This window comes from Zafaria cholistanensis, assembly GCF_008580665.1.
Taxonomy (GTDB): Bacteria; Actinomycetota; Actinomycetes; order Actinomycetales; family Micrococcaceae; genus Zafaria; species Zafaria cholistanensis.
In genome coordinates, this window is the sequence record NZ_BKDJ01000014.1 from 67,649 (window position 1) to 89,258 (window position 21,610).

The window sequence follows — 21,610 nt, forward strand, 5'->3', positions numbered from 1 at the left end:
AAAAGGGCACTTAGGCCAGCAGTCGACGATGTTCCCAAGCCAAAAGTGTGTCTTGCAACGGACCGGATGCAACGCAGCCGAACGCGACAGGAGGTTCGCCTCGGAAGTCCAGGGATCCGCCTGTCTTGCCACTATTCCTTGCAACCCAATCCCGGAATTGGCGTCATGAACGTCGGCTGCAAGACACTTTCGGGGCCCATGTGGGCAAGCTGATCGGCTACGTCCGCGTTTCGACGAGGGCCCAGGACGCCGACCGGCAGATCAAGGACCTGCTCGCTGCCGGGGTGCGCCGGGATGATCTCTACGTCGACCACGGCGGCGGCGGGGCGAGAGCATCAAGGCCTTCTTTCGACCGGGCCCTGAATGCGTTGGAGGAGGGCGACGCCCTGATGGTCACCACTCCGGACCGGCTGGGACGCTCCACCGCGAACATGCTCGGGTTGACCGAGCAGCCCGTGCCCGGAGCGTTAACCTGCGCGTGCTCAATCTGGGCGGAGGCCACGCGGGCACCGGTATCCCATGGGTCGATGGTCTTCACCGTCATGGCCGCCTCGGCCCAAATGGAACTGGAAATCAAGCGCCAAAGCGTCACCGACTCCGTGACCAAGCGCCGCGCCTCCGGCGGCGACCTCGGCGGACGCCGACCCGCCTTCACCAACAGCCAGATTCACGACGCACGCCGGCTCATCGACGCCGGACAACCCGCCACCCACGTCGCTCCGGACTTGGGCATGTCCCGGGCGGCCCTGTACCGCAGGATGGCGGAACTGGATGCGCGGCAGCGGGTGGTTAAGCAGGCATGGCATCCAAGAACCACGGGTGGTGGCAGGAAAACCACCCCGCATGGACCCGCCGCGCCTCCGGCAATGGCCGGGGGCACGGCGGGGATGCGGATCAGCTATAGGGGTTATAGGAGTCCTTGGGGGCCAGAGCGTAGGAGTAGTGCGATATTCCCTTGCCGCTGAAATGGGAAACCGTCACCTTGGCTACCCCGGGGTCGTAGGATGTCAACTTGGTGCCCAGCCCCTGGACGGCTGATCCTGCCTTGACGCAGACTTTCGTGATGACCATGCCCTTCGGGGCAACAATGGTCACACTCTTCTTCACCCCGGATACATCGATCTTGCCCGAGCTCAACGCCGGACACAGCTGGTTGGCCGGGGGGGCGGCGCTTACGGGGGCGGCGCTTCCAAGCACGGCCAGCCCCGCAACGGCGAGGGCGGCTAGTAGAGTTTTCATCGGTTTACTCCTTCACATAGGTGTGAACGGCTGCATGGCATCCCACCGCTCCGGGCATGCAAGGCATGTCAGGAACGGTTTCGCCACCGCGGCAGGCGCGCGACGGCATGCCCTGACCCGTAGGCTGCCGGGATGTCGTCGCCGGCATACCGCGCATCCCCCACGTGCTGGGCACCATCACCATAGGCCGGGCACCGGTGCCGCACCCCAGTAGCTCCTACCCGTTTTCAGGCAGCCGCTACCTGCGCCGGGTGCCGATGAGCGGTGCCAGGTTGAGCTCCAAGACCTCCGGTAAATCTGTCAGTAAATCAGGAAGGCCATTTACCCCTGGCGACGGCCTACGCGAAACCTGACGCCACGTTGGGGTATATCCCGACCGAGGTAGTAATGGTCCTTATACGTCACGGTCATGATGTACGGTCCCCGCCCAAGATCGTGGTGGTCCGAACCTTTCCTTGAGGCATCGAACGCCCCCTTAGACGATTCGCTTGCGCGACATTTTCAGCAGCGACGCGTGTCGCTTGGGTTCGACGGAAACTCGCGGAGCAGGGATACCCGCTTTCGTCGCATCCGGGCGTCGCTGTGAAAGTCCCCCTTGGCGGTGGCAGACGCGGCACCCGCCCTAGGACCTTGAAGAATAGATTAGCCTGGGCTTGCCCTGATTCAGGGAGTGATCAGGTGTTCGCGAGGAATCGGAGAATCGTCCATTCGCGGGCTCAACCGAAACAGCATGCAGACCCTCTTCCACCTCGGCGTGGAACACTGTCACGCGCGGGTGCCCGGATCCACTGTTTCATTCGCCATGAAAAATATCCGACGAATAGACGGCAAACCGGGAACGTGCGGGAACCGGGCATGAACCAGAACAGAACTTGCCACTCATACCTAATGTGAACATCAAGAAGCAGATCGGCCCTGCGGCCGCCGAGGTCCACTAAACCGCCACTGCCTGAGTGCCACACCCGCGGAGGCGGCACACGGAAAGACGCCGGAAGGCCGGGTCCACTGCGGGTCCGGCCTTCCGGCCTGGCCCTGCCGGCCAGACCCAGGCCAGCGAGGTCAGGCGCTTCTTGCCCGGCCTTGGGCCACCCCAGCATTCATGGAAACACCCTCCGCACGGCGAACGCCACTCAACCGCCAGCAAGAAACGGACGGCCAAAGGCCAGCGGTTGCCTTTTCCCCGGGAACGGCACGCCTGCAAGCCCGACACCGCGGGCCGGCTCCGCTCCCATACCACCCGGCGCGCACCCCTGCCCGCCATTCCAAGCCGACAGCTACAATTCGAGACCACGCCGCGCTCGTACGCGGTACCAAACGCCGATGGCGGCGCATGTCCTGCAGTTATAGCGGTCTGACGAAGGAACTTTTCCAGCGTCTTGGACCGCTGTCCTGCGCCATTTGCTCCGAGGCATTGCCGGCGCATCTGAGGCAACGGCATATTTCCTGCCGATAAATGGAGGCGAACACCGTGCGGATGAGCTTGTCGGAGGTTTCGTCAACCGACGCTGCTGTCCCTGGCGGTGACCAACGCGGAACCGGCTATCCCCTGACCGGGACACCGACCCGGTCGGGGCAGCGAACCCCAAATGCTCGGGATCCGATGGCGGAAAGCACGGTGCACCTTGGTCACCGTATCTGAGGCACGCAGGCCAATGGCACGTTCATGCCTCCCAATGGCAAAGGACAACCACAAGGGGCGACTCTGCCCAAGGCCCTCGGGCCAGAGCCCCACCACGCCCTCATCCGATGAATCGGTCACGAAGACGGCAAAGTGGCAGGAGACAGACTGGCCTCGAGTCATTGAAATGTGAAACAGACCATGCCGTGCCCTATGATGTGGCTCACCGCACCCGCGCCGCCTCACCCGCCAAGGCGACGACGACGTCGCCCCGGAGCCAGACGTCATGACGATCCCCACAGATGCCCCGCTACCACCGACCCCGATGCCCGTACCGGACGCTTCCGGCGTGCGTGCGTTCTCCACCACCGCGGCTCCCGTGCAGTCACGGCTGGCGCTGTGGGAAGAATACAACGAGCTCGCACTTTTCGGGCTTCGCTGCAGCACACTGTCCGAACGCTCCCTGGTGGCCACGCAGTCCAACTTGGAGCTCCCGCGGCTGCGGTTAACACACATTCAGGGCAATGACCACGTAATCGAACGCGCACCCCAGAACATCCGGCGCAATCCCGTCGACGCTGTGATGCTCTGCCTGCTGCTGGAAGGTAACGCTTTCTTCTACCACGAGGCCGGATGCGAGACGTTAAGCGCCGGAGAGGCGGTGGTGTACGACCCGAACCGGCCCTTTATGTATGGATTCTCCACCGACATGAGGCAGGTGATCGTCGAGGTCCCGCGCACCGTCCTTCGTGAGGACGGTGCGCGCGACGAGTACCTCCGTCCTCGGGTCCTGCGCATTGCCGGATCACCCACTGCGGCGCATGCCCGCACCGCCGCCAGCGCCGCCATCCGCGCTTTCAAGCTGGGACAGGAGGGTGCCGCCGCGTTGGAGGAGTCCGTTCTGGGTTTGTTCAACGTCATCACCGGCAAGGCCATGGATCCGCCCAGCCAGGCCTACTTGGCCACGGCCCGCGAATTCATCGACGCGCGTCTGGGCCAACCGGACCTCTCCGCCGCACGGATCGCCCGGGCCGTCGGGATTAGCGAACGGCATCTCGCGCGGATCTTCGCGGCCCAGGACACCACCCCGGCGCGGTTTGTGCATGATGCCCGCCTCGCGCGGGCCCGGGAGCTGCTTGCGGCACCCGGGTTCGCCCACACGCGCATCGGGGAGGTTTCGGTAGCCGTGGGATTCGTGTCAACGGCACACTTTTCGCGGGCCTTCCGCCGACGGTATGGATGCACGCCTACCGAGTTCCGCTCTGACGCTCTCGGAACGGCTTGACGTTTTCTGCCATCGCGTAGCCTGTTTCGGACATCCAGTGTCCTGCGGGGTTCGGGTTGGGCGAAAGTGAGTCGCACCTCACATTCGAACCCATCCTGAAAGGTCTCCCATGAACACCTCCACCCGCTTGCTGGGACTTCTCGCAGTCCCGGCGATCGCCCTATCCCTGGCAGCCTGCGGTGCTGGGGAAAGCTCGGCCGGGGTCTCCACCGGAGCAGGAACCCAGATTGACACGACCGCGCTCGACTCCACGATCGCCGAATTCCAGCAGCCGCTGAAGGAGGAAGTCCCGGCGAACTCCCCTGCCCCCGTTTCCGGGAAGAGCATCGTGGTCATTCCCTGCACCTACGCTTCTGAGGCGTGTGCGCGCGGCGCCGACTCGGCGATAGAGGCGGCCGGGGTCATGGGGTGGGAGGCGCGGATGATCGATCCGGCAGGAAACCCGGAGAAGGCCCGACAGGCCATCGACCAGGCCATCCAGCTTGGCGCGGACGGGATTGTGTTCACCGCAGCCGTCGGCGACCAACTGGACGGAAAGCTGAAGGAGGCCCGTGACGCCGGCATCTTCCTCGTCAACAGCATGTCCCCGTCCGACGCGCGGTTCGACATTGACATCGAACCGGACGAAGACGCATCCGGCAAGATGATGGCCGCCGCCATTGCGCGCGATTCCGGAGGTGCCGCGAAGGTCCTCGTCACCACCGACCCCGCTTTCCCCTCCATCGTCGCCCGCACCGAAGCGTTCAAGAAATGGCTGCCCGAGCTCTGCTCCGGCTGCGAGATCGTCGAAACCATCGAAACCCAGATGTCCCAACTGCAATCGGGCCTGCCTCCGCAGATCCAGGCGACGCTGACCGCCAACCCCCAAATCAATTACGTCTGGACCCACACGGGCGCCGCCGCGGTCTCCACCCAGGCCACCGTCGCGCGCAGCGCCAACGGCGAATCCATCAAGATGACCTCCTACGACGGGAACTCCGCCAACCTGGAACTCATTGCCCAGGGCAAGAGTCAGTTTGCCGATGTCATCAAGCCCATGGAATACGCCGGCTATCTCTCGGTCCACGAGATGAACAAGCTCTTCGCCAACGGATCCTCCGGCCACGAGGTGCTTGAGATGCCCAAGCGGATGGTCCTCAAGGACACACTCCCTGAACTGCCTTGGACGGGAGATTCGGACTGGAAGTCCGGCTTCACCACTTTGTGGCAGAACGCCAGCTAGGACCGGACCCTGCCCACCCGTCGGCCCGGTTTCCCGGGCCGACGGGCCAAGCCCCATCAGGAGATCTTATGGACCTCACCCCTGCACTGCGCATTAGCGGCATCAGCAAGACCTTCACCGGCCAGAAGGCGCTCGACAGCGTTGACCTGGACGTCCCAACCGGCGCGGTCACCGCCCTGCTCGGGATGAACGGGTCCGGCAAGTCGACGCTGATCAAAATTCTCGCCGGCGTGTATTCCCCCGATCCTGGCGGACGACTCCACGTCCGGGGCACCGAGGTGCCGCTCCCGCTCTCACCTCAGGCCGCCCACGCCGCGGGGCTGCGTTTCCTGCACCAGGACCTCGGGTTGGTCGATGCGCTGACCGTTGCCGACAACTTCGCGCTCTCCGACGGTTTCGCGGCCCGCCACCGGCTGGCGGCCGTCAACGTCCGCCGACAAAACGAACATACCGAGGCCACCCTGTCCCTTCTGGGCATCAAGGTACACCCGGGACGCCCCGTCGGTGAGTTGTCCCCCTCCCTGCGTACTATGGTGGGCATCGCCCGCGCCTTCCAGCCGGTGCGGGCCCCCGGACGCGACACCACCGACCCTGCCGCTGACGGCGTGGCGGGACTCCGCCGCAATGTGTTGGTCCTCGATGAACCCACCGCATCCCTCCCGGTTGAGGACGCCTCCCGTGTGCTGGACCTCATTGAAGTGCTGCGCGAACACGGCGGCACCGCCGTCTACGTCAGCCACCGCATCGAGGAGGTGCGCCGCATTGCTGACCACGTCGCCGTTCTGCGCGACGGTCAGCTCGTCGCCGCCGAGCCGCTCGGAGGGCGCGACTCCCGTTCCATCGTGTCCCTCGTCGTCGGACGCCAGCTCGAAGAAGCACCGCTGCGCAGCGCCGCAGAACGCGAGGGAGAGGTCCTCTTCGAAGCCACGGGACTCACCGGCAACCGCGTCCGCAACCTGGATCTCTCCCTGCGCACGGGGGAGATCCTCGGGGTGACCGGGCTGGTCGGCTGTGGGCGCAGCGAATTGGTCCGGATGATGGCCGGTGCCCAGCAGCCCAGCTCCGGAACCATGCACCTCGGGGGAAGGCCCTACGCTCCTCCCAGCCCCGCCGAAGCCATCGCGGACAGCGTGGCCTGTGTCCCCCAGAACCGGCGCCGGGACGGGATCGTCCTTGACATGGGCGTCGGCGACAACCTCACGCTGGGTCGCCTGGCGCGGCACACCCGAGCCGGCGTCCTGAACCGCAAGGCGGAAAGGCTCCACGCGGACCAGCTGGGCAAGGACTACCTCGTCAAGACCGCTTCGCTGGAGGCTCCCATCCGCACCCTCTCCGGCGGCAACCAACAGAAGGTCGTCGTCGCCCGCGCCGCCAGCTCCCGACCGTCACTGCTCCTGCTCGACGAACCATCTCAAGGTGTGGACGCCTTGGCCCGGCAGGAAATCGCCAACCTCCTGCGCCGCCTCGCAGACCGGGGCACGGCCGTCCTCATCGCCAGCACCGACCACGACGACTTCGTCGGGCTTGCCGACCGTGTCCTGGTGCTGGACCGCGGCTCCGTCGCCGCAGAGCTCTCCGGCGACGGCATCTCCGAAGACAACATTGCACTCGCCTGCCAAAGGACCGCACCATGCTGACCACATCCTCCGACGCCCGCGACCGATCCGAACTCCAGGGCGTCCAGCCGCCGAAAAAGCCGTCGAAACGCCGCCAGTTGCAGCCCGGTGCACTAATGAGAAACTACGGAATCGCCGTCTTCCTCCTGCTGATGATCGCCGTGTTCTCCATCCTCATGCCCACCACATTCGCCAGCGGTGGAAACTTCCGGCAGATCCTCGCCGACCAGGCCGTCCCCGGGATCCTTGCTCTCGCGGTGATCCTGCCCCTGACCGCCGGCGAGTTTGACCTCTCCGTGGGCGCCAACCTGGGCATCTGCACCATTTCCGGAATCGTCCTGGCCGGCACCGGTCTGCCGCTTCCCCTGGTCCTGGCGGCGACTATCGCCCTTGGCGTCCTGGTAGGGGCGGTCAACGCCTACATGACCATCGTCGTCGGGGTCAACGCGTTTATCGCGACCCTGGGCATGGCCACGATCCTTTCCGGCATCAACCTGCTGCTGACCAACTCGACCCTCATCACCCACACCTCGGAAGCCTTCGGCGCATTGACCAACACGCGCATTCCCGGCGGCGTCCAGGTCGTGGTCTTCTACTTCCTGGCCGCGGCCCTGGCCCTGTGGTTCATCCTGGAGCGCACTCCCTACGGCCGGTATCTGCGCGCTACCGGCATGGGCCGGGACGCCGCGGAGCTGTCCGGCGTGAGGACCCGCGGCTACCTTGCCTCCGCATTCATCGGAGCAGGCCTGCTCGCCGGCATCGGCGGAACGCTCCAGGCATCGCGTGCCGGCAGCGCCACCCCGGACCTCGGCCCGGAATTCCTGCTGCCCGCCTACGCGGCTGCGTTCCTCGGGGCCACCGCCATCCGGGCCGGCTTCTTCAATGTCTGGGGCACCGTGCTGGGGGTCTACCTGCTCGCCGTCGGAGCCAACGGACTGGACATCCTCGGCGCGAAGACCTGGGTTACCCACGTCTTCAACGGGGTTGCCCTGTTGGTGGCCGTTTCGGCCGCCACCCTCGTCCAACGCCGCAAGGCCAAGTCCCGCGCATCCTGACACCGTCTAACCACAGTCAACCCACCTGCAAGGAGAAACCATGTCGCTGTTCGCCACGTCCCACTGGCACGGCAAGATCCACACCGATACCTGGAGCGACGGCGGTGCCGGGGCCCTCGACGTCGTCGAACCGGCCACCGGACGAAAGCTCGGCGCCGTCGGCTCGGCCACCCGCGCCGATGCCCTGCAGGCCGCGTCGCTTGCGGCACAGGCCCAGCCTGCCTGGGCAGCACTCAAGCCCGAGGAGCGCGCCGCCGTGCTGCGCCGCGCGGGGCAGCTGTTCGAAGACCACGCCGACGAAATCCAGGACTGGATTGTGCGCGAATCCGGCGCGATCGCACCCAAGGCGCAACTGGAGACGCACATTGCCGCCGCCGAGTGTTTCGAGGCTTCCGCCCTGCCCACCCACCCCGCAGGGGAGGTGCTGACCTCTAACGAGGCTCGGTGGTCGTTCGCGCGGCGGCGGCCCGTCGGCGTCGTCTCGGTCATTTCGCCGTTCAACTTTCCACTGATCCTCTCAATCCGGTCCGTGGCCCCCGCCTTGGCTTTGGGCAACGCCGTGCTGCTGAAGCCGGATCCGCGCACCAACATCTCCGGCGGAGTGGCAATCATGCGCGTCTTCGAAGAAGCCGGCCTGCCCCCGGGCATCCTGCAGCTGCTCCCGGGCGGGGCCGAGGTGGGCCAGGCCCTCGTGGAGGCGCCCGAAGTCCGCGTGGTTTCCTTCACCGGCTCGACCGCCGCCGGCCGGAAGGTCGGCGAGGCTGCGGGACGCCTCTTGAAGCGGGCGCACCTGGAGCTGGGCGGGAACAATGCGCTGCTCGTGCTGCCGGAGGCCGACCTTGAGCTCGCTGCCTCGGCCGGCGCCTTCGGCTCGTTCATGCACCAGGGCCAGATCTGTATGAGCACCGGACGCCACCTTGTCCATGAATCACTCGCCGAGGACTACGCCCGGCTACTCGCCGCTAAGGCCGAACGGCTCGCCGTGGGCGATCCGACGCTTCCGGGCACCGCCTTGGGCCCGATCATCGACGAACGCCAGCGAGACAGCATCGACGCGCTGGTCCGTTCCGCCAAGGATGCGGGAGCCCAGATTGCTGCCGGCGGTACGTATGAGCAACTGTTCTACCGGCCCACGGTGCTGACTAACCTGACCCCGGACAACCCGGCCTGGTCCGAAGAGATCTTCGGCCCTGTGGCGCCGGTCCTCTCCTTCCGCGAGATCGATGACGCGGTCGCGCTGATCAACGCCTCAGAGTACGGCCTGTCCGTGGGCATCCTCGGAGAGGTGGGACTGGCCATGGAGGTCGCTGACCGCATCGAATCCGGGAAGATCCACATCAACGAACAGACCGTGTCCGACGAGGCAAACGCCCCGTTCGGGGGGATGGGCGCCTCGGGCACCGGGTCCCGCTTCGGCGGGGCGGCGGCGAACATCGAGGCGTTCACGGAAACCCAGTGGCTCACCATGCGCCCCCGCATCGCCAGCTACCCGTTCTGATGAACGTTGCTGTTGCAGGTGGATCCCCGCATGGCGCGGGGTGTCATGTTCATTGAGGCAACGACCGGTATTTGCGCAAGGTTCTGCGAGTTCGTGACAGTTGGCACAAATTCTCCGAAAACCGAGGCCAAAGGTCGTCCCCTAGGGATTCTGGAAACCTGGAAATCGGCTCTCCGGGTACCTGCCGGCAACAGCTCATTTTCGGTCCGTTGCAGCCTCTCGACTCCTGCACATCATCGTTCTCTCAGAAGCACCCTGCAGGCCATCACGAATGCGGTTTCCGGACGGAAGGCTCCGGCTTCCCCGCTGGGGCCGACGTGGCTGGGACGCCCCGGGGCGAGGGTAGGAGACGGGTGTGACAGGGCGGTTCACGCCAGTCACGGGCATCCCGGATCCGTTCCCCCGGGCCGGTTCGGCTCGGGGATTTCCCACCCTGGACACAGGTACCTTGCAGGAGGGCTGCCTAGTGTTGAGATCACCTCAGAACGGTGCGAGTGATGAGTGTTCAGGCCCCAGCCACCCCCCAGGCTGGGGCCTGACTCGTTAAGGCCCGGAGCCAGCCGTGCGTCCCGTCCTGCGTGCCTGGTATCCCGGCCTGGGCGGCCGGCGGGCACTGGCCCGGCTATGGACGGCCGATGCGGCCCAGCATGACCAGAGTTTCCTCAGGACCGGGTCCGATGCGGCCAGGGCGTGGGTGGCTTGGGTGTCGAGCGCCTCCAGGATTCCGGCCACTTGGGCTCGTGCACCTTTCGAGCCTCGCCGGTGGGCAATCTCTCACTTCCCTTCGACTGCGTCTCGGCCCGGCCCGGCGGATAGGACAAGCTGTCTGCGCTGGGCGTGTTAGCCGGCGATGGCGGGTAAACCCCAGGATGCAGTTCGCGTCATTGAGTGAGTTGAAGGTCAGACCGATCTCGTTTCACCGGCCCGGTCCCGGTAGGCATCGTCTATGTTCCCTTCCAGAGCCGCCTCAACCCGCTGTACGAGCTCCACGATGGCCTCCCGGTCATATTCGAGCAGCTCATCGGAGGCATTCTCCAGTATCAGGCCAGCCTGCCGGGAAACCTCTTCCCGCTGGGCTCCGTCGCGGGCTGCGGCAGCACAGTCGCGGAGCATGCGCAGCAGCGCGGTGAGGACAAGCGGCTCTGCCCGGCCGAACCGCCGAATCGGGGCGCACACCAGATCAAGGTAATAGCGGTGGTCGCGGGCCGGAAGGAGCAGCCGTGGTTGCCCATCGGTGTCGTTGTGCTGCTGAGGTCCCAGATGCCTTCCTTGGAGACGGGTGAGGAGATCCGCGCAGTACCCTATGGCATGGGCTGCAGTGATGGGGTCGTTAATGCCGGGGGAGATGGCTTTGACGGCAATATCTGTTAGTTGCCGCAGGCCTAGGGCCACGTCCTGCTCACTGGTCCGTTCAAAGCCCATGCCAATGGATTCCTGAAGGGCGCCTTCCAGGTCTTCTGCTGCCGCTCCTGCTCCGCTTGTGCTCCAGATGCTCCCGAGCGGGGAACCGGCCACCACGTGGTCCCCTGGCCTGATGCCCAGCCGGATGAAGAGGCCACGTTCCGCTGCGGCTGTGATCAGGAGCCTGGGCTGGATGATTTGGACAAAGCCGCTGCGTGCAGAGGGAAGCAACGTCCCTCCCGCAGGCCCCGGGAGGCCGTCCTGCGGATCCTTCGACCGGTCCTCGTATGGGGGGCAGAACTGTTTGATGGTGCTGGCGGCCTCCTCGTGCACGGTCACCATCATGGTGTCGACCCGGAGGGATTTCACGATATGCCCCACGAACGCCAGCAGCCCTACCGCCGAAGCTATGCCCATCAGCAGAACCAGCAGCATGACAAGTACAGGAACCGGCTGATCCGCATTCAGGCCCTGAAGGCCTGCCAGGGCAACGACGAAGGTGGAGATAAAAAGGGCAAGGACCGCCTGGGTAAACCGGTCCCGCGCGAACTGCCGCAGGAGCCGCGGAGAAAACTGTTGTGAGGCGAGCTGGAGGGCCACGACAGTCAGCGACACCGTCACCGTGGCTGCCGCCATGATCGCTGTGGCCACCGTCTGGAGGAGGGCAAGGGCGGCATCGGCGCCGGCCGGCCAGATAAGGCCCGCCCACGCTGTACCGGCCACGGGGCGGACCTTCAACAGGACCAGGGTCAGGAGCAGAAAAGCACCTGCCGCGACGACGGGCCAGAACCACAGCGAAGCCCGGACACCCTCCGCTGAGATACGGCGCCCTCTACCCATGGCGCCTTCCTCCTGAACCCGTGGGCCTGCTGCTGTCCATCATCTGACTGCGCCCCCTCATCACCCGTCCCATCGCTCCAGCGTACCCACCCGGGCATGAGGCAAAAAGGAACTGGAGCGGGCGGGGATGCCCTGGCTCTTCTCCCTGCCCCGGTTCGGGCCGGAGAAGGACACTGCCAGGATTCAGGCGAGAATCAAATGCGGAGGCCCCCTGCCCGATTACGCCGGACGTGAGACGCAAGGATGGTGTGGGCGGCCGTCCCGTAAGCCGGTCCCCCACCGGCGCAAGCGCACCCAACCTTGTTCAGATCACGATCGCTGCGTTTCCGCGGCCGGCCGGTTCTCCTAAGACCTGCTCGCAAAACTGCCCGGTGAGGGCGCCCCCCGCAGGCTTCACCGGGCAGTTTTGCGTTATTCCGCTAAATCCAGCGGTTCCTTGGAGCCCCTTGCCGGATTCGAACCGGCGACCCCCTGTTTACAAGACAGGTGCTCTGGCCAACTGAGCTAAAGGGGCGATCAGCCGAAGGCAAGTCCGGCCAGCACATCCAGCCTAGCGGAATCCGGGGACCAACCGGAAAACGGGAGCAGCGCGGCGCCGGCATCCGTGCGGGGGCCGGCGCCGCGCTGCGACCTGCTACTTGTTGTCGTCGATGAGTTCCTGGGCCCAAGCCGTGAAGTCGGCGTCGGCGGCGGCGTCCCACACCTGTCCCTGCACCCATACGCTGGGGGTGCCGGGGATGGCGTCGATGCGGGAGGCCTGGTCGGTGAACTTCGCGAACGGACGGAAGGTGCCGTTATCAATGCAGGAGGACACGTCGGCGCCGTTGGCCGCGGCCAGGTCGGCGAGCTCCTTGTTGCTCATCTCGCCCTGGCTGTGCCGGGCGAACACCGCCTCGACGAACGGCAGGTAGGTGGCGGGGGCGGCGTCGGCCACGCACGCCATGGCGTTCGCCCCGCGCGAGGAGTAGTTGGTGGACGAGCTGCGGTCCAGGTAGGCGACGTTGCGGTATTCGAGCGTGATGTCCTTAGCCGCCAGCCAGGACTTCAGCTGCCCGGCGTACGCTGACTCGAAGTCGGCGCAGTGGACGCAGTTCGCATCCACGTAGATGACCACCTGCGCCGGCTGACCCTTTGCCGCCGCGGCCACCCCACGCGGCTTGGTCTCCCGCTCTCCCTCCGGAACCTCACCCAGCGCCGCCCAGTCGACGGTGACCCCGGAGGTGGGCGCGGCCTCCGTGTCGGAAACCAGCGTGATGCCGCCGTATTCGTTGCCGCCCTTGGGCGCCGGCCCGGACTCGGCCACGTCACCGCGGCTGTTCTGCAGGATGATCATCGCGATCAGTCCGATCACCAGGACGACCGCGGCCACGACACCGATCTTCACCAGCAGGGACTTGCGTTTGGCGGCGGCCGCCTGCTGCTCGTGCAGCTGCCGGGCCTGCTCACGCGCCATGGACGTCCGCTCCGCCTTGCCGGGCCGGTTGTTCGCTGCCATCGCCATCCATCCTTGCTGGTCATTTAGGGGTCTGGAACCAGGACCCAGCTTAGCCGCCGCGGGACCCGCCCCGAGCGCCAGCCAGGGGTGGGAGGCGGGTAAGCGTCAGCGGCCGCGAAACCGGCCCCGCAGGGCCAGAAAGATAACAAGACAGAGGGAGATGCGGGTCCCGAGTCGCCCCGCGGCCTCCACTGGCTTAGGCTCAGGGAAAGTAGCACGACGCCGACAAAGGAGGCCTCGCGTGCCGATGATCGAGCAGCACCCGATCGAAACGCAGCAGGAAACACCGGCGGAACCGACCGCCGCAAGCACCAAGTTCGACTTCGTCGTGGTGGCCAACCGGCTGCCCATCGACCGGGTCCAGGACGCCCACGGCGAACCGGAGTGGCGGCGCTCCCCCGGCGGCCTGGTGACCGCGCTGGCCCCAGTGATGGCCACCGCGGACGGCGCGTGGGTGGGCTGGCACGGTGCCGCCGACGAGCAGCTGGGCGAGTTCAGCCACTCGGACATGCACCTGGTCCCGGTGCCGCTTTCCGCCGAGGACGTGGAGCTGTACTACGAGGGCTTTTCCAACTCCACCCTCTGGCCGCTCTACCACGACGTGATCGTGTCCCCCGAGTTCCACCGCAACTGGTGGGACCGCTACGAGGAGATCAACCGCCGCTTCGCGGAGGCGGCGGCGAGGACCGCGGCCCCCGGCGCCACCGTCTGGGTGCAGGACTACCAGCTGCAGCTGGTCCCGCTGATGCTCCGGGAAGCCCGCCCGGACCTGCGCATTGGTTTCTTCAACCACATCCCCTTCCCGCCGCTGGAGATCTTTGCCCAGCTGCCGTGGCGCCGCCAGGTTCTGGAGGGCCTGCTCGGTGCGGACCTGGTGGGCTTCCAGCGCCAGAGCGACGCCAACAACTTCATGCGCTGCGTGCGCCGCTACCTCGGCTACACCGTCAAGGCCCAGCACGTGCAGGTGCAGGATGCCGGCGGGGCCCCGCAGCGGACGTGCCGGGCCGAGGCACACCCCATTTCCATCGAATCCCGCGAACTGGCCCGGCTGGCCACGGACCCGGAGATCCGGGCCCGGGCCGCGGAGATCCGCGCGGAACTGGGCAACCCGGAAGTCGTCCTGCTCGGCGTGGACCGGCTGGACTACACCAAGGGCATCCTGCACCGCATCAAAGCCTTCGGCGAGTTGCTCGAGGACGGCAAGCTGGCCGTGGGCCAGGCCTGCCTGGTCCAGGTGGCCAGTCCCAGCCGCGAGCGCGTGGAAAGCTACGCCCAGCTGCGCGAGGAGGTGGAGGGTGCGGTGGGACGGATTAATGGCGAGTTCGACACCATGGCCCACACCGCGGTGCGCTACCTGCACCATTCCTACCCGCTGCGCGAAATGGTGGCCCTCTACCTGGCCGCCGACGTCATGCTGGTCACCGCCCTGCGCGACGGCATGAACCTGGTCGCCAAGGAGTTCACCGCCACCCACACGGACAACCGCGGCATGCTGGTGCTGAGCGAGTTCGCCGGTGCCGCCGACCAGCTGCGCCACGCGGTCCTGGTCAACCCGCACGACATCGACGGCCTGAAGTCCGCGATCATGGAGGCCATCAACATGCCCTCCGCCGAAGCGATGCGCCGGATGCGCATCATGCGGCGCCAGATCGCGACCAACGACGTCGCCCGCTGGTCGCGCACCTTCCTCGAATCGCTCGCGACCAGCCACGGGAGGGGCTGAGCATGCCGTCCACGGACGCCGCACTGCAGGACGCCATCGAGGAGCTGGCCGACGTGCCCCTGCTGCTGGTGGCGATGGACTTCGACGGCACCATGTCCCCGCTGGTGCCCCGCCCCGAGGACGCCCGCCCGCTGCCGGCAGCCGCCGCCGCGCTGGAGGCCCTCGCGGAACTGCCGGGAACGACGACGGCGATCCTCTCCGGGCGGGACCTGGCCAGCCTGCGCCGGGTCGCCTCCCCCGGCCCCAATACGCTGCTGGTGGGCAGCCACGGCGCCGAGCGCTGGGCCCCGGAACAGTTCCACGCCGATGGTTCCGACGTCGTGCTGGACGACCGCCAGCTCAGGCTGCTGGAAACGGTCCGCAACCGCCTCGCCGCCGTGGCCGCGGCCTGCCCCGGCGCCGCGCTGGAAGCCAAGCCCGCCGGCGTGGTGCTCCACGTGCGCGAGGCGGCCCCGGCCGCCTGGGGCCCGACGCTGGCCGCCGGCCGCGCCGGGCTTGAGGACCTGGAAGGCGTCACGCTCAAGGACGGCAAGGCCGTCCTTGAGGCGTCCGTGGTGCGTGCGGACAAGGGCTCAGGACTGGAATGGCTGCGTGGGGTCGTCGATGCCTCCGCGGTGCTCTTCGCCGGGGACGACCTGACCGACGAGGAGGCCTTTGCCCGGCTGCAGCCCGGGGACATTGGCGTGAAGGTGGGGCCGGGTCCCACCCGCGCCCGGTACCGGCTGGACGGGCCGGGCGCGGTCCCGGGCCTTCTCCGGGCGGTCCTGGACGTGCGAGCATGAGCTGACCCCACCCGCCACGGACCGCCGGGCACGCTCGCGCCCGGGAAGGGAGCGCAGCTCCGATGGCCCGCCACGACGCGTTCTGGCTCGATGAACCCACCGACTACGCCCAACACGGCAAGCTCCCCCGCCACATTCCGGCGGGCCCGGGGCCAGCGGTTCCGGGCCCGCTGAGCATCACGGCGGCCACGCTGGATCCGGGACTGCTGGACCTGCCGTGGCACGTCGCGCTGGAGGACTGGCTGGCCCGGAACCTGGCCGCTCTCCCCCGCGGCCTGTCCCGGCACACCGTGCGCTTCGCCCGGCTTGGAAGCGCGGTCATCGCCGTGAAGGAAACCACCGGGCACGCCGCCCGCCACGAGTACCACATGCTGCGCAAGCTGCGCCGGCTGGACGCTCCCTGCGTGGAGCCGCTCGCGGTGGTCACCGGCCGCACCGACGCCGGCGGCAGCCCGCTGGCTCCGGCCCTGGTGACCCGGCACCTGAAGTACTCGCTGCCCTACCGTGCCCTGTTCTCCCAGAAACTGCGCCGGGACACCCTCACGCGGCTCATCGACGCGCAGGCCCTCCTGCTGGTGCGCCTGCACCTGGTGGGCTTCTACTGGGGCGACGTTTCCCTCTCCAACACGCTCTTCCGCCGCGACGCCGAGGCCTTCGCCGCCTACCTGGTGGACGCCGAGACCGGGGAACTGTACCCGGAGCTTTCCACCGGGCAGCGCGAATACGACCTGGAGATCGGCCGGGTGAACATCGCCGGCGAACTGATGGACCTCGTGGAGGCGGGCCTGATCGAGGACACAGTGGACCCGGTGGCTACCAGCGAGCAGATCGTGGACGCCTACCGCGGGCTGTGGGCGGAGCTGACCCGGACGGACAAGCTGGACGCCGGCGAGCGCTGGCGCATCGATGAGCGCATCCGCCGGCTCAACGGCCTGGGCTTCGACGTCGAGGAGATCTCGCTGCTTGCCACCCCGGACGGCACGCAGCTGGTTCTCCAGCCCAAAGTGGTCGACGCCGGGCACCACCAGCGCCGGCTGCTCCGGCTGGCCGGGCTGGATGTGGAGGAGCGCCAGGCCCGGCGGCTGCTCAACGACATCGACGCCTTCCGGGCCCGCCGCTACCCGGAGGCGGACGAGGACCTCGCCGCGGCCCTTTGGGTGGAGGAGACGTTCCGGCGGATCACCCAGGCCATTCCGCAGGAGCTGCGCGGGAAGCTGGAGCCGGCGCAGATCGTGCATGAGGTCCTGGAACACCGCTGGTACATCTCCGAGCGGCGGGGGGCGAACGTGCCGCTGGCGGAGACGGTGGAATCCTACGTGGAAGGCGTCCTGCGCCACCGCCGCGACGAGGCCGCCATCGTGCTGGATCCGGCGGCCCCCGCCGGGGTCACGGACCCGCCAGATCGGGGTTGAGCGGGGCCGTCCCCGGCTCCGGCCGGGCCGCGGACCCCCGGCCCGCCACCGGGAAGGAGACGCCGGGGAGGGAAAAGAGGGCCGCCGACGGCCCGGTCCCCTCCAGCACGACGACGGCGCTGTCCGCACCGGCGCTGTCCGCACCGGCGCTGTCCGCACCGGCGCTGTCCCCACCCCCGCGGCGTTCCGCCGTGATGCTCCCGCCCACGAGGGCCAGCGGCTGCGGGGTTCCGCCGACCAAATCCAGGGGCAGTTCCAGTCCGTTGAACGGGGCGCGGGAGGCAACCGCCAGCACGGACCCGGCCGGGTGCTCGCGCACGAAGGCCAGCACGTCGCCCTCGGCGTGCAGCCAGCGGATGCCGCCCTCCATCAGGGCCGGGTGGGTGCGGCGGAGCCGGGCGAGTTCCGCGTAGAGCGGGCGGAGGTCGGCCAGCACGCGCGAGGGGTCGTCCCACGGCATCGGGGTGCGCGAGTCTTCCCCGTTCCAGCCCTCCAGCCCAAACTCATCCCCCATGAACACCAGCGGGATTCCGGGCAGGGCGAACTGCAGGACCACCCCCACGGGCTGCCCGCCGGGAACCATGGCATAGGCGGCCCGCCCGGTGTCATGGGTGTTGATCGCGTTCAGGTTGGCCCGGCGCACCGCCCAGGTGAACCCGGCGGCGAAGTCCAGGTGGGTGGCCAGGAAGTCCTCGGCCTCGATCCGGTTGGGGCCCTGCTGCGGCAGGCCGTAGAAGTCCACCGGCCGGCGTCCGGGTTCGGGGTCGCGGGCCAGCCACTGCCACAGCGGACGGGTGAAGTTGGTGTAGGTCATCGCGCCCTGCCAGAAACCGTTCTGGAAGTCCGGTGCGGCGTCGGAGGTGGACTCGGCCAGCAGCATGGCTTCGGGCTTCACCTGGCGCAGCCGTTCCCGGAGCAGCGCTGCGATCTCCTGGTTGAGGTCGTCGGCGCCCATCCGCCCGGTCATGTTGCCCACGTCGATGCGCCAGCCGTCCAGGTTGAACGGCGGCTTGAGCCAGCGCACGGCCATCGAATCGTCGTCGAGGATGAAACGGCGGCGCAGCGCCTGCGAGTTCCAGTTGAACTTGGGCAGCGACTTGACGCCCAGCCAGGCCACGTACTTCGTGTTGTCCTCGGAGAAGTAGTAGTACTCCGACTCGGGAGCCTCCGGATGGCCGTAGGCGTTGCGGAACCATTCGTGGGCGTCGCCCGAATGGTTGGTGGTCAGGTCCCCGATGACCTGCAGCCCGCGGGCGTGCGCCGCCTCGATCAGCGAGATGAACGCGGCGTCCCCGCCCAGCAGCTCATCGACGTGGCTGAACGTGGAGGCGTCGTAGCGGTGGTTGGAACGGGCCGGGAACATCGGGGTCAGGTAGACGACGGACGCGCCGAGCGCGACGATGTGGTCCAGCTTTTCCTCGACGCCGCGCAGGTCGCCCCCGTAGAACTGGAAAGGGGTCTCCGGCCCGCGGCCGATCACCGGGGTGGTGTCCCATTCGCAGGGGATCGCCCAGTCCGGCAGCTCGCGCCCCTCCGCCTGGGCAGAGCGCGCGAACCGGTCCGGGAAGATCTGGTACATCACTGAACGGGGCACCCAGTCCGGGGCCGGGCCGGCGATGCCGATCCTGAAGTCCGCCGCGTCGGGGACATCCCGGGCGGAGATCCCGCGCGCGTTCACCCAGCGGTAGGTCCGCCGCGCGGCATTGTCCTCCGCGGCCACTTCCAGGAACCAGCGGTACTTCTGCACGGGATTGACCATAGTCAGCCCCGCCTCCCACCACTCCCAGCCGGCGGCGCCCTCCAGCCGTACGGCGGCGTCGTAGTGCGGCTCCCCGTCCCGCACGCTGCGCAGCCACACGCCGGTCACGGTGCCGAAGCCGGCCAGGACCCGCAGCCGCACCTTCACCGTGTCCCGCAGGCGGGGGTTCGGCGGCTCCACATACAGGCTGGAACCGTCGTGGTGCGGGTGCATGATCATGGCTCTCCCCTGGATCTGGTGGGTTTGTCAGGGCGAGCCTATCCCCGCCGGAGCCCCGAACCGGCGACGATGTCCCCGTCCGGCCCGTGGCGCCCCACGCCCGGCCCGCAGAGGCGCCCCTCCAGGGCGTGGCCCGAAAGAAGGCCCGGCTTGCGCTAAGACCTGAGATGGAAGAAGGCCTGACAAGGAAGAAGGCCCCCGATCCTGGCGGATCGGAGGCCTTCAGTGGTCGGGGTGACAGGATTTGAACCTGCGACCTCGTCGTCCCGAACGACGCGCGCTACCAAGCTGCGCCACACCCCGGTGCATCACTGCGGAACAAGACTTTACCGGGGATTCATGGATTCACCTAATCGGGGCCAACCTTTGTGTCCTAGATCGCCTTTTCCGGGTTGAGGATGCCGTTCGGATCAAAGACGGCCTTGATTTGGTGCTGCAGTTCCCGCACCTCCGGCTGCTGTTCCCAGCCCAGCCAGCGCAGCTTGTACTGGCCGACGCCGTGCTCGCCGGTGATGGTCCCGCCGGCATCCAGCGCCGCCCGGACCGATTCGTCCAGCGCGGCGTCCAGCCGGCCCAGGCCAGCTTCGCCCTCGCGCGGGTCCAGCCAGAAGGTCGGGTGCAGGTTGCCGTCCCCGGCGTGCGCGACGATCCGCAGCCGGACACGCTGGCGCTCGGCGATCCGTTCCAGGGTGTGCATGTAGGGAACCATCCGGGACCGGGGCACCGCCACGTCCTCCCCCACCCGGTAGGCGTCGTCCTGGCCGTCTCCCCGGCTGGAACGGCGCATCTCGATCAGGAGTTCCGCCTCGCCGTCGTCCTCCGGCCCCATTTGGGCGCCCAGGCCGGCCAGCGCCTGGCGGACCAGCGCCTCCTCGATCCGGGCCCCGTGGCCATCCAGGCGCACCAGCAGCAGGGCTCCCCCGCGTGCGCGCAGGTTGCTGCCGTGGATGGCGTCAATGACCTCCATGGTCCCGGAATCGAGCAGTTCCATGATGGCCGGCTGGACCCGGGCCCGGGCGATCGCCATGACGCCGGCTGCCGCCGTGGCGATGTCCGGGAAGACGGCGGCCACCGACCGCAGTTCCGGGCTGAGGTAGCGCAGCCGCACGGTGGCTGAGACGACGATGCCCAGGGTGCCCTCCGAACCGACGAACAGCCCGGTGAGGTCGTAGCCGGCAACCCCCTTGAACGTGTCGCGGCCGACGCGGATCAGGCGCCCGTCGGCAAGGACCACTTCCAGTGCCAGCACGGAGTCGCGCGTCACCCCGTACTTGGCGCAGCGCAGGCCGCCGGCATTCGTGGCTACGTTGCCCCCGATCGTGGCCTGCCGGAAGCTGGCCGGGTCCGGCGCGTACATCAGGCCGTAGGGTTCGACGGCGGCGTTCAGGTCCGCGTTCACGACGCCGGGCTCCACAACGGCCACCTCGTCCTCCACCCGGATCGCCAGGATGCGGTTCATCCGCTCCAGGGAGAGCACGATGCAGCCCTTGACCGCGTGGGCGGCGCCGGAGACCCCGGTGCCGGCACCGCGGGCAATCACCGGCACGCGGTGCATGTTGGCGATGCGCAGGGTCGCCTGCACGTCCTCCACGCTTTCGGCGAAGACAACCGCGTGGGGCACCTGGGGGTCCACGACGTGCGCGTTGTCGCGACTGTAGGCGGCACAGGTGGCCTCATCGGTGGCGACGCGGCCAACGGCTGCGGACAGATCGTCAAGGAAGGGCGAAACGAGGGTGGGCATGCGGACCTTTCGGAGGGTAAGCGGATGGCTGGCTCGCGGCCGGGAGCGGACTATTTGCCGCCCATGAAGCGGGCGTAGTAGCCCAGGATTTCGTCCCAGTTCCCGTACCGGGCCCGCTGTTCGAGGCCGGCCTCGCCGGGAGCCCACCCGTCATGCGTCAGCGTGACCCTGGTTCCCGTGCCGTGCTCCTCGAAAGCGATCACCACGCGTGTGGGCGGGTGCTGGTCCATCAGCATCGTGAAGGAAAGTTCGATCAGCTCGGGGTGCTTGACCTGCACCACGCGGGCCCACTGGTACCGGCGGCCGTCCTCGGCCTCTTCGTACAGGCCGTCGGGGCCGAAAGCAGGATGCGTGCCGGACCCGAAGGCCGAATACTTGCCGCCGGGCCACCAAAGGTGGATGTACTCGGTCATTCCCTCAAACGCCTGGTCCGCGGTCACGGGCACCATGACGGAGGAAACCAGGGGCTCGGTCACGTCCGCGGCGGTGCCCTTCGGGCCCGGGGGAGGCGACGCATGGGAAAAAAGTCCGTCCATGGGTTAACCGTACCGCCCGGCCGGGCGGGGTGGGGTGGGTTGGGGGGTGTTAAAGGGGGGAAGCCCCCGACGGTGTGGTCGGGGGCTTCCGTAATGGTTGTCCGGCGGTGTCCTACTCTCCCACACCCTCCCGGGTGCAGTACCATCGGCGCTGTGGGTCTTAGCTTCC

Annotated in this window: 15 protein-coding genes and 2 tRNA genes; 9 read left to right on the forward strand and 8 right to left on the reverse strand. The window is 67.7% G+C overall.

Going from position 1 to position 21,610, the window contains the following annotated elements; all coding sequences use genetic code 11:
* The first annotated feature begins 200 nt into the window (after positions 1 to 200).
* Positions 201 to 965 (forward strand): recombinase family protein, encoded by a 765-nt coding sequence (locus NCCP_RS12290; RefSeq protein WP_225873822.1) that lies wholly within the window; start codon positions 201 to 203, stop codon positions 963 to 965.
* On the opposite strand, the gene NCCP_RS12295 is transcribed toward NCCP_RS12290, so the two are convergent.
* Positions 895 to 1,239, reverse strand: coding sequence for a hypothetical protein (locus NCCP_RS12295; RefSeq protein WP_149957580.1), 345 nt, complete (start codon positions 1,237 to 1,239; stop codon positions 895 to 897). The two genes, NCCP_RS12290 and NCCP_RS12295, sit on opposite strands and share 71 nt — an antisense overlap.
* A 1,943-nt stretch (positions 1,240 to 3,182) precedes the next feature.
* Here NCCP_RS12295 and NCCP_RS12300 point away from each other — a divergent pair.
* The 5 genes from NCCP_RS12300 (at position 3,183) to NCCP_RS12320 (ending at position 9,533) form a co-directional block, all read left to right on the forward strand.
* Positions 3,183 to 4,142, forward strand: coding sequence for an AraC family transcriptional regulator (locus NCCP_RS12300; protein WP_172627392.1), 960 nt, complete (start codon positions 3,183 to 3,185; stop codon positions 4,140 to 4,142).
* Positions 4,143 to 4,251: 109 nt separating this feature from the next.
* A complete protein-coding gene (locus tag NCCP_RS12305; RefSeq protein ID WP_149957582.1) occupies positions 4,252 to 5,364 on the forward strand; it encodes a sugar ABC transporter substrate-binding protein in 1,113 nt (370 codons plus the stop codon).
* A 68-nt stretch (positions 5,365 to 5,432) separates the two neighbouring features.
* Positions 5,433 to 7,001, forward strand: a complete 1,569-nt coding sequence (locus NCCP_RS12310; RefSeq protein WP_149957583.1) for a sugar ABC transporter ATP-binding protein — start codon at positions 5,433 to 5,435, stop codon at positions 6,999 to 7,001.
* Complete coding sequence (locus NCCP_RS12315; protein WP_149957584.1) at positions 6,995 to 8,035, forward strand: ABC transporter permease; 1,041 nt, start codon at positions 6,995 to 6,997, stop codon at positions 8,033 to 8,035. The genes NCCP_RS12310 and NCCP_RS12315 overlap by 7 nt, the downstream gene beginning before the upstream one ends.
* 40 nt (positions 8,036 to 8,075) lie before the next feature.
* Complete coding sequence (locus NCCP_RS12320; RefSeq protein WP_149957585.1) at positions 8,076 to 9,533, forward strand: benzaldehyde dehydrogenase; 1,458 nt, start codon at positions 8,076 to 8,078, stop codon at positions 9,531 to 9,533.
* A gap of 900 nt (positions 9,534 to 10,433) precedes the next feature.
* On the opposite strand, the gene NCCP_RS12325 is transcribed toward NCCP_RS12320, so the two are convergent.
* The 3 genes from NCCP_RS12325 to NCCP_RS12335 all read right to left on the reverse strand — a co-directional run bounded on the left by NCCP_RS12325 (position 10,434) and on the right by NCCP_RS12335 (position 13,269).
* A complete protein-coding gene (locus NCCP_RS12325) occupies positions 10,434 to 11,774 on the reverse strand; it encodes a DUF2254 domain-containing protein (RefSeq protein ID WP_149957586.1) in 1,341 nt (446 codons plus the stop codon).
* A gap of 437 nt (positions 11,775 to 12,211) precedes the next feature.
* Positions 12,212 to 12,288 (reverse strand) — tRNA-Thr (locus NCCP_RS12330).
* A 120-nt stretch (positions 12,289 to 12,408) separates the two neighbouring features.
* A complete protein-coding gene (locus NCCP_RS12335) occupies positions 12,409 to 13,269 on the reverse strand; it encodes a DsbA family protein (protein WP_149957587.1) in 861 nt (286 codons plus the stop codon).
* A 247-nt stretch (positions 13,270 to 13,516) separates the two neighbouring features.
* On the opposite strand from NCCP_RS12335, the gene NCCP_RS12340 reads away from it, so the two are divergent.
* From NCCP_RS12340 to NCCP_RS12350, 3 genes are all read left to right on the forward strand, one after another.
* Positions 13,517 to 14,992, forward strand: coding sequence for an alpha,alpha-trehalose-phosphate synthase (UDP-forming) (locus tag NCCP_RS12340; RefSeq protein ID WP_149957601.1), 1,476 nt, complete (start codon positions 13,517 to 13,519; stop codon positions 14,990 to 14,992).
* A gap of 2 nt (positions 14,993 to 14,994) precedes the next feature.
* The gene (otsB, locus tag NCCP_RS12345; protein WP_149957588.1) at positions 14,995 to 15,774 is read left to right on the forward strand and encodes a trehalose-phosphatase; all 780 of its coding nucleotides are present in this window, start codon (positions 14,995 to 14,997) and stop codon (positions 15,772 to 15,774) included.
* A gap of 62 nt (positions 15,775 to 15,836) precedes the next feature.
* Complete coding sequence (locus NCCP_RS12350; protein ID WP_149957589.1) at positions 15,837 to 17,186, forward strand: DUF4032 domain-containing protein; 1,350 nt, start codon at positions 15,837 to 15,839, stop codon at positions 17,184 to 17,186.
* Here the strand turns inward: NCCP_RS12350 and NCCP_RS12355 are convergent.
* The 4 genes from NCCP_RS12355 to NCCP_RS12370 form a co-directional block, all read right to left on the reverse strand.
* Positions 17,161 to 19,164 (reverse strand): glycoside hydrolase family 13 protein, encoded by a 2,004-nt coding sequence (locus tag NCCP_RS12355; protein WP_149957590.1) that lies wholly within the window; start codon positions 19,162 to 19,164, stop codon positions 17,161 to 17,163. The genes NCCP_RS12350 and NCCP_RS12355 overlap by 26 nt on opposite strands.
* Positions 19,165 to 19,390: 226 nt before the next feature.
* Positions 19,391 to 19,467, reverse strand: a tRNA-Pro gene (locus NCCP_RS12360).
* Between the two features lie 70 nt (positions 19,468 to 19,537).
* Entirely contained in the window at positions 19,538 to 20,905 is a 1,368-nt protein-coding gene (locus NCCP_RS12365) for an FAD-binding oxidoreductase (protein WP_149957591.1), read from the reverse strand.
* A 50-nt stretch (positions 20,906 to 20,955) separates the two neighbouring features.
* The gene (locus NCCP_RS12370; RefSeq protein ID WP_149957592.1) at positions 20,956 to 21,441 is read right to left on the reverse strand and encodes an SRPBCC domain-containing protein; all 486 of its coding nucleotides are present in this window, start codon (positions 21,439 to 21,441) and stop codon (positions 20,956 to 20,958) included.
* Positions 21,442 to 21,610 lie beyond the last annotated feature (169 nt).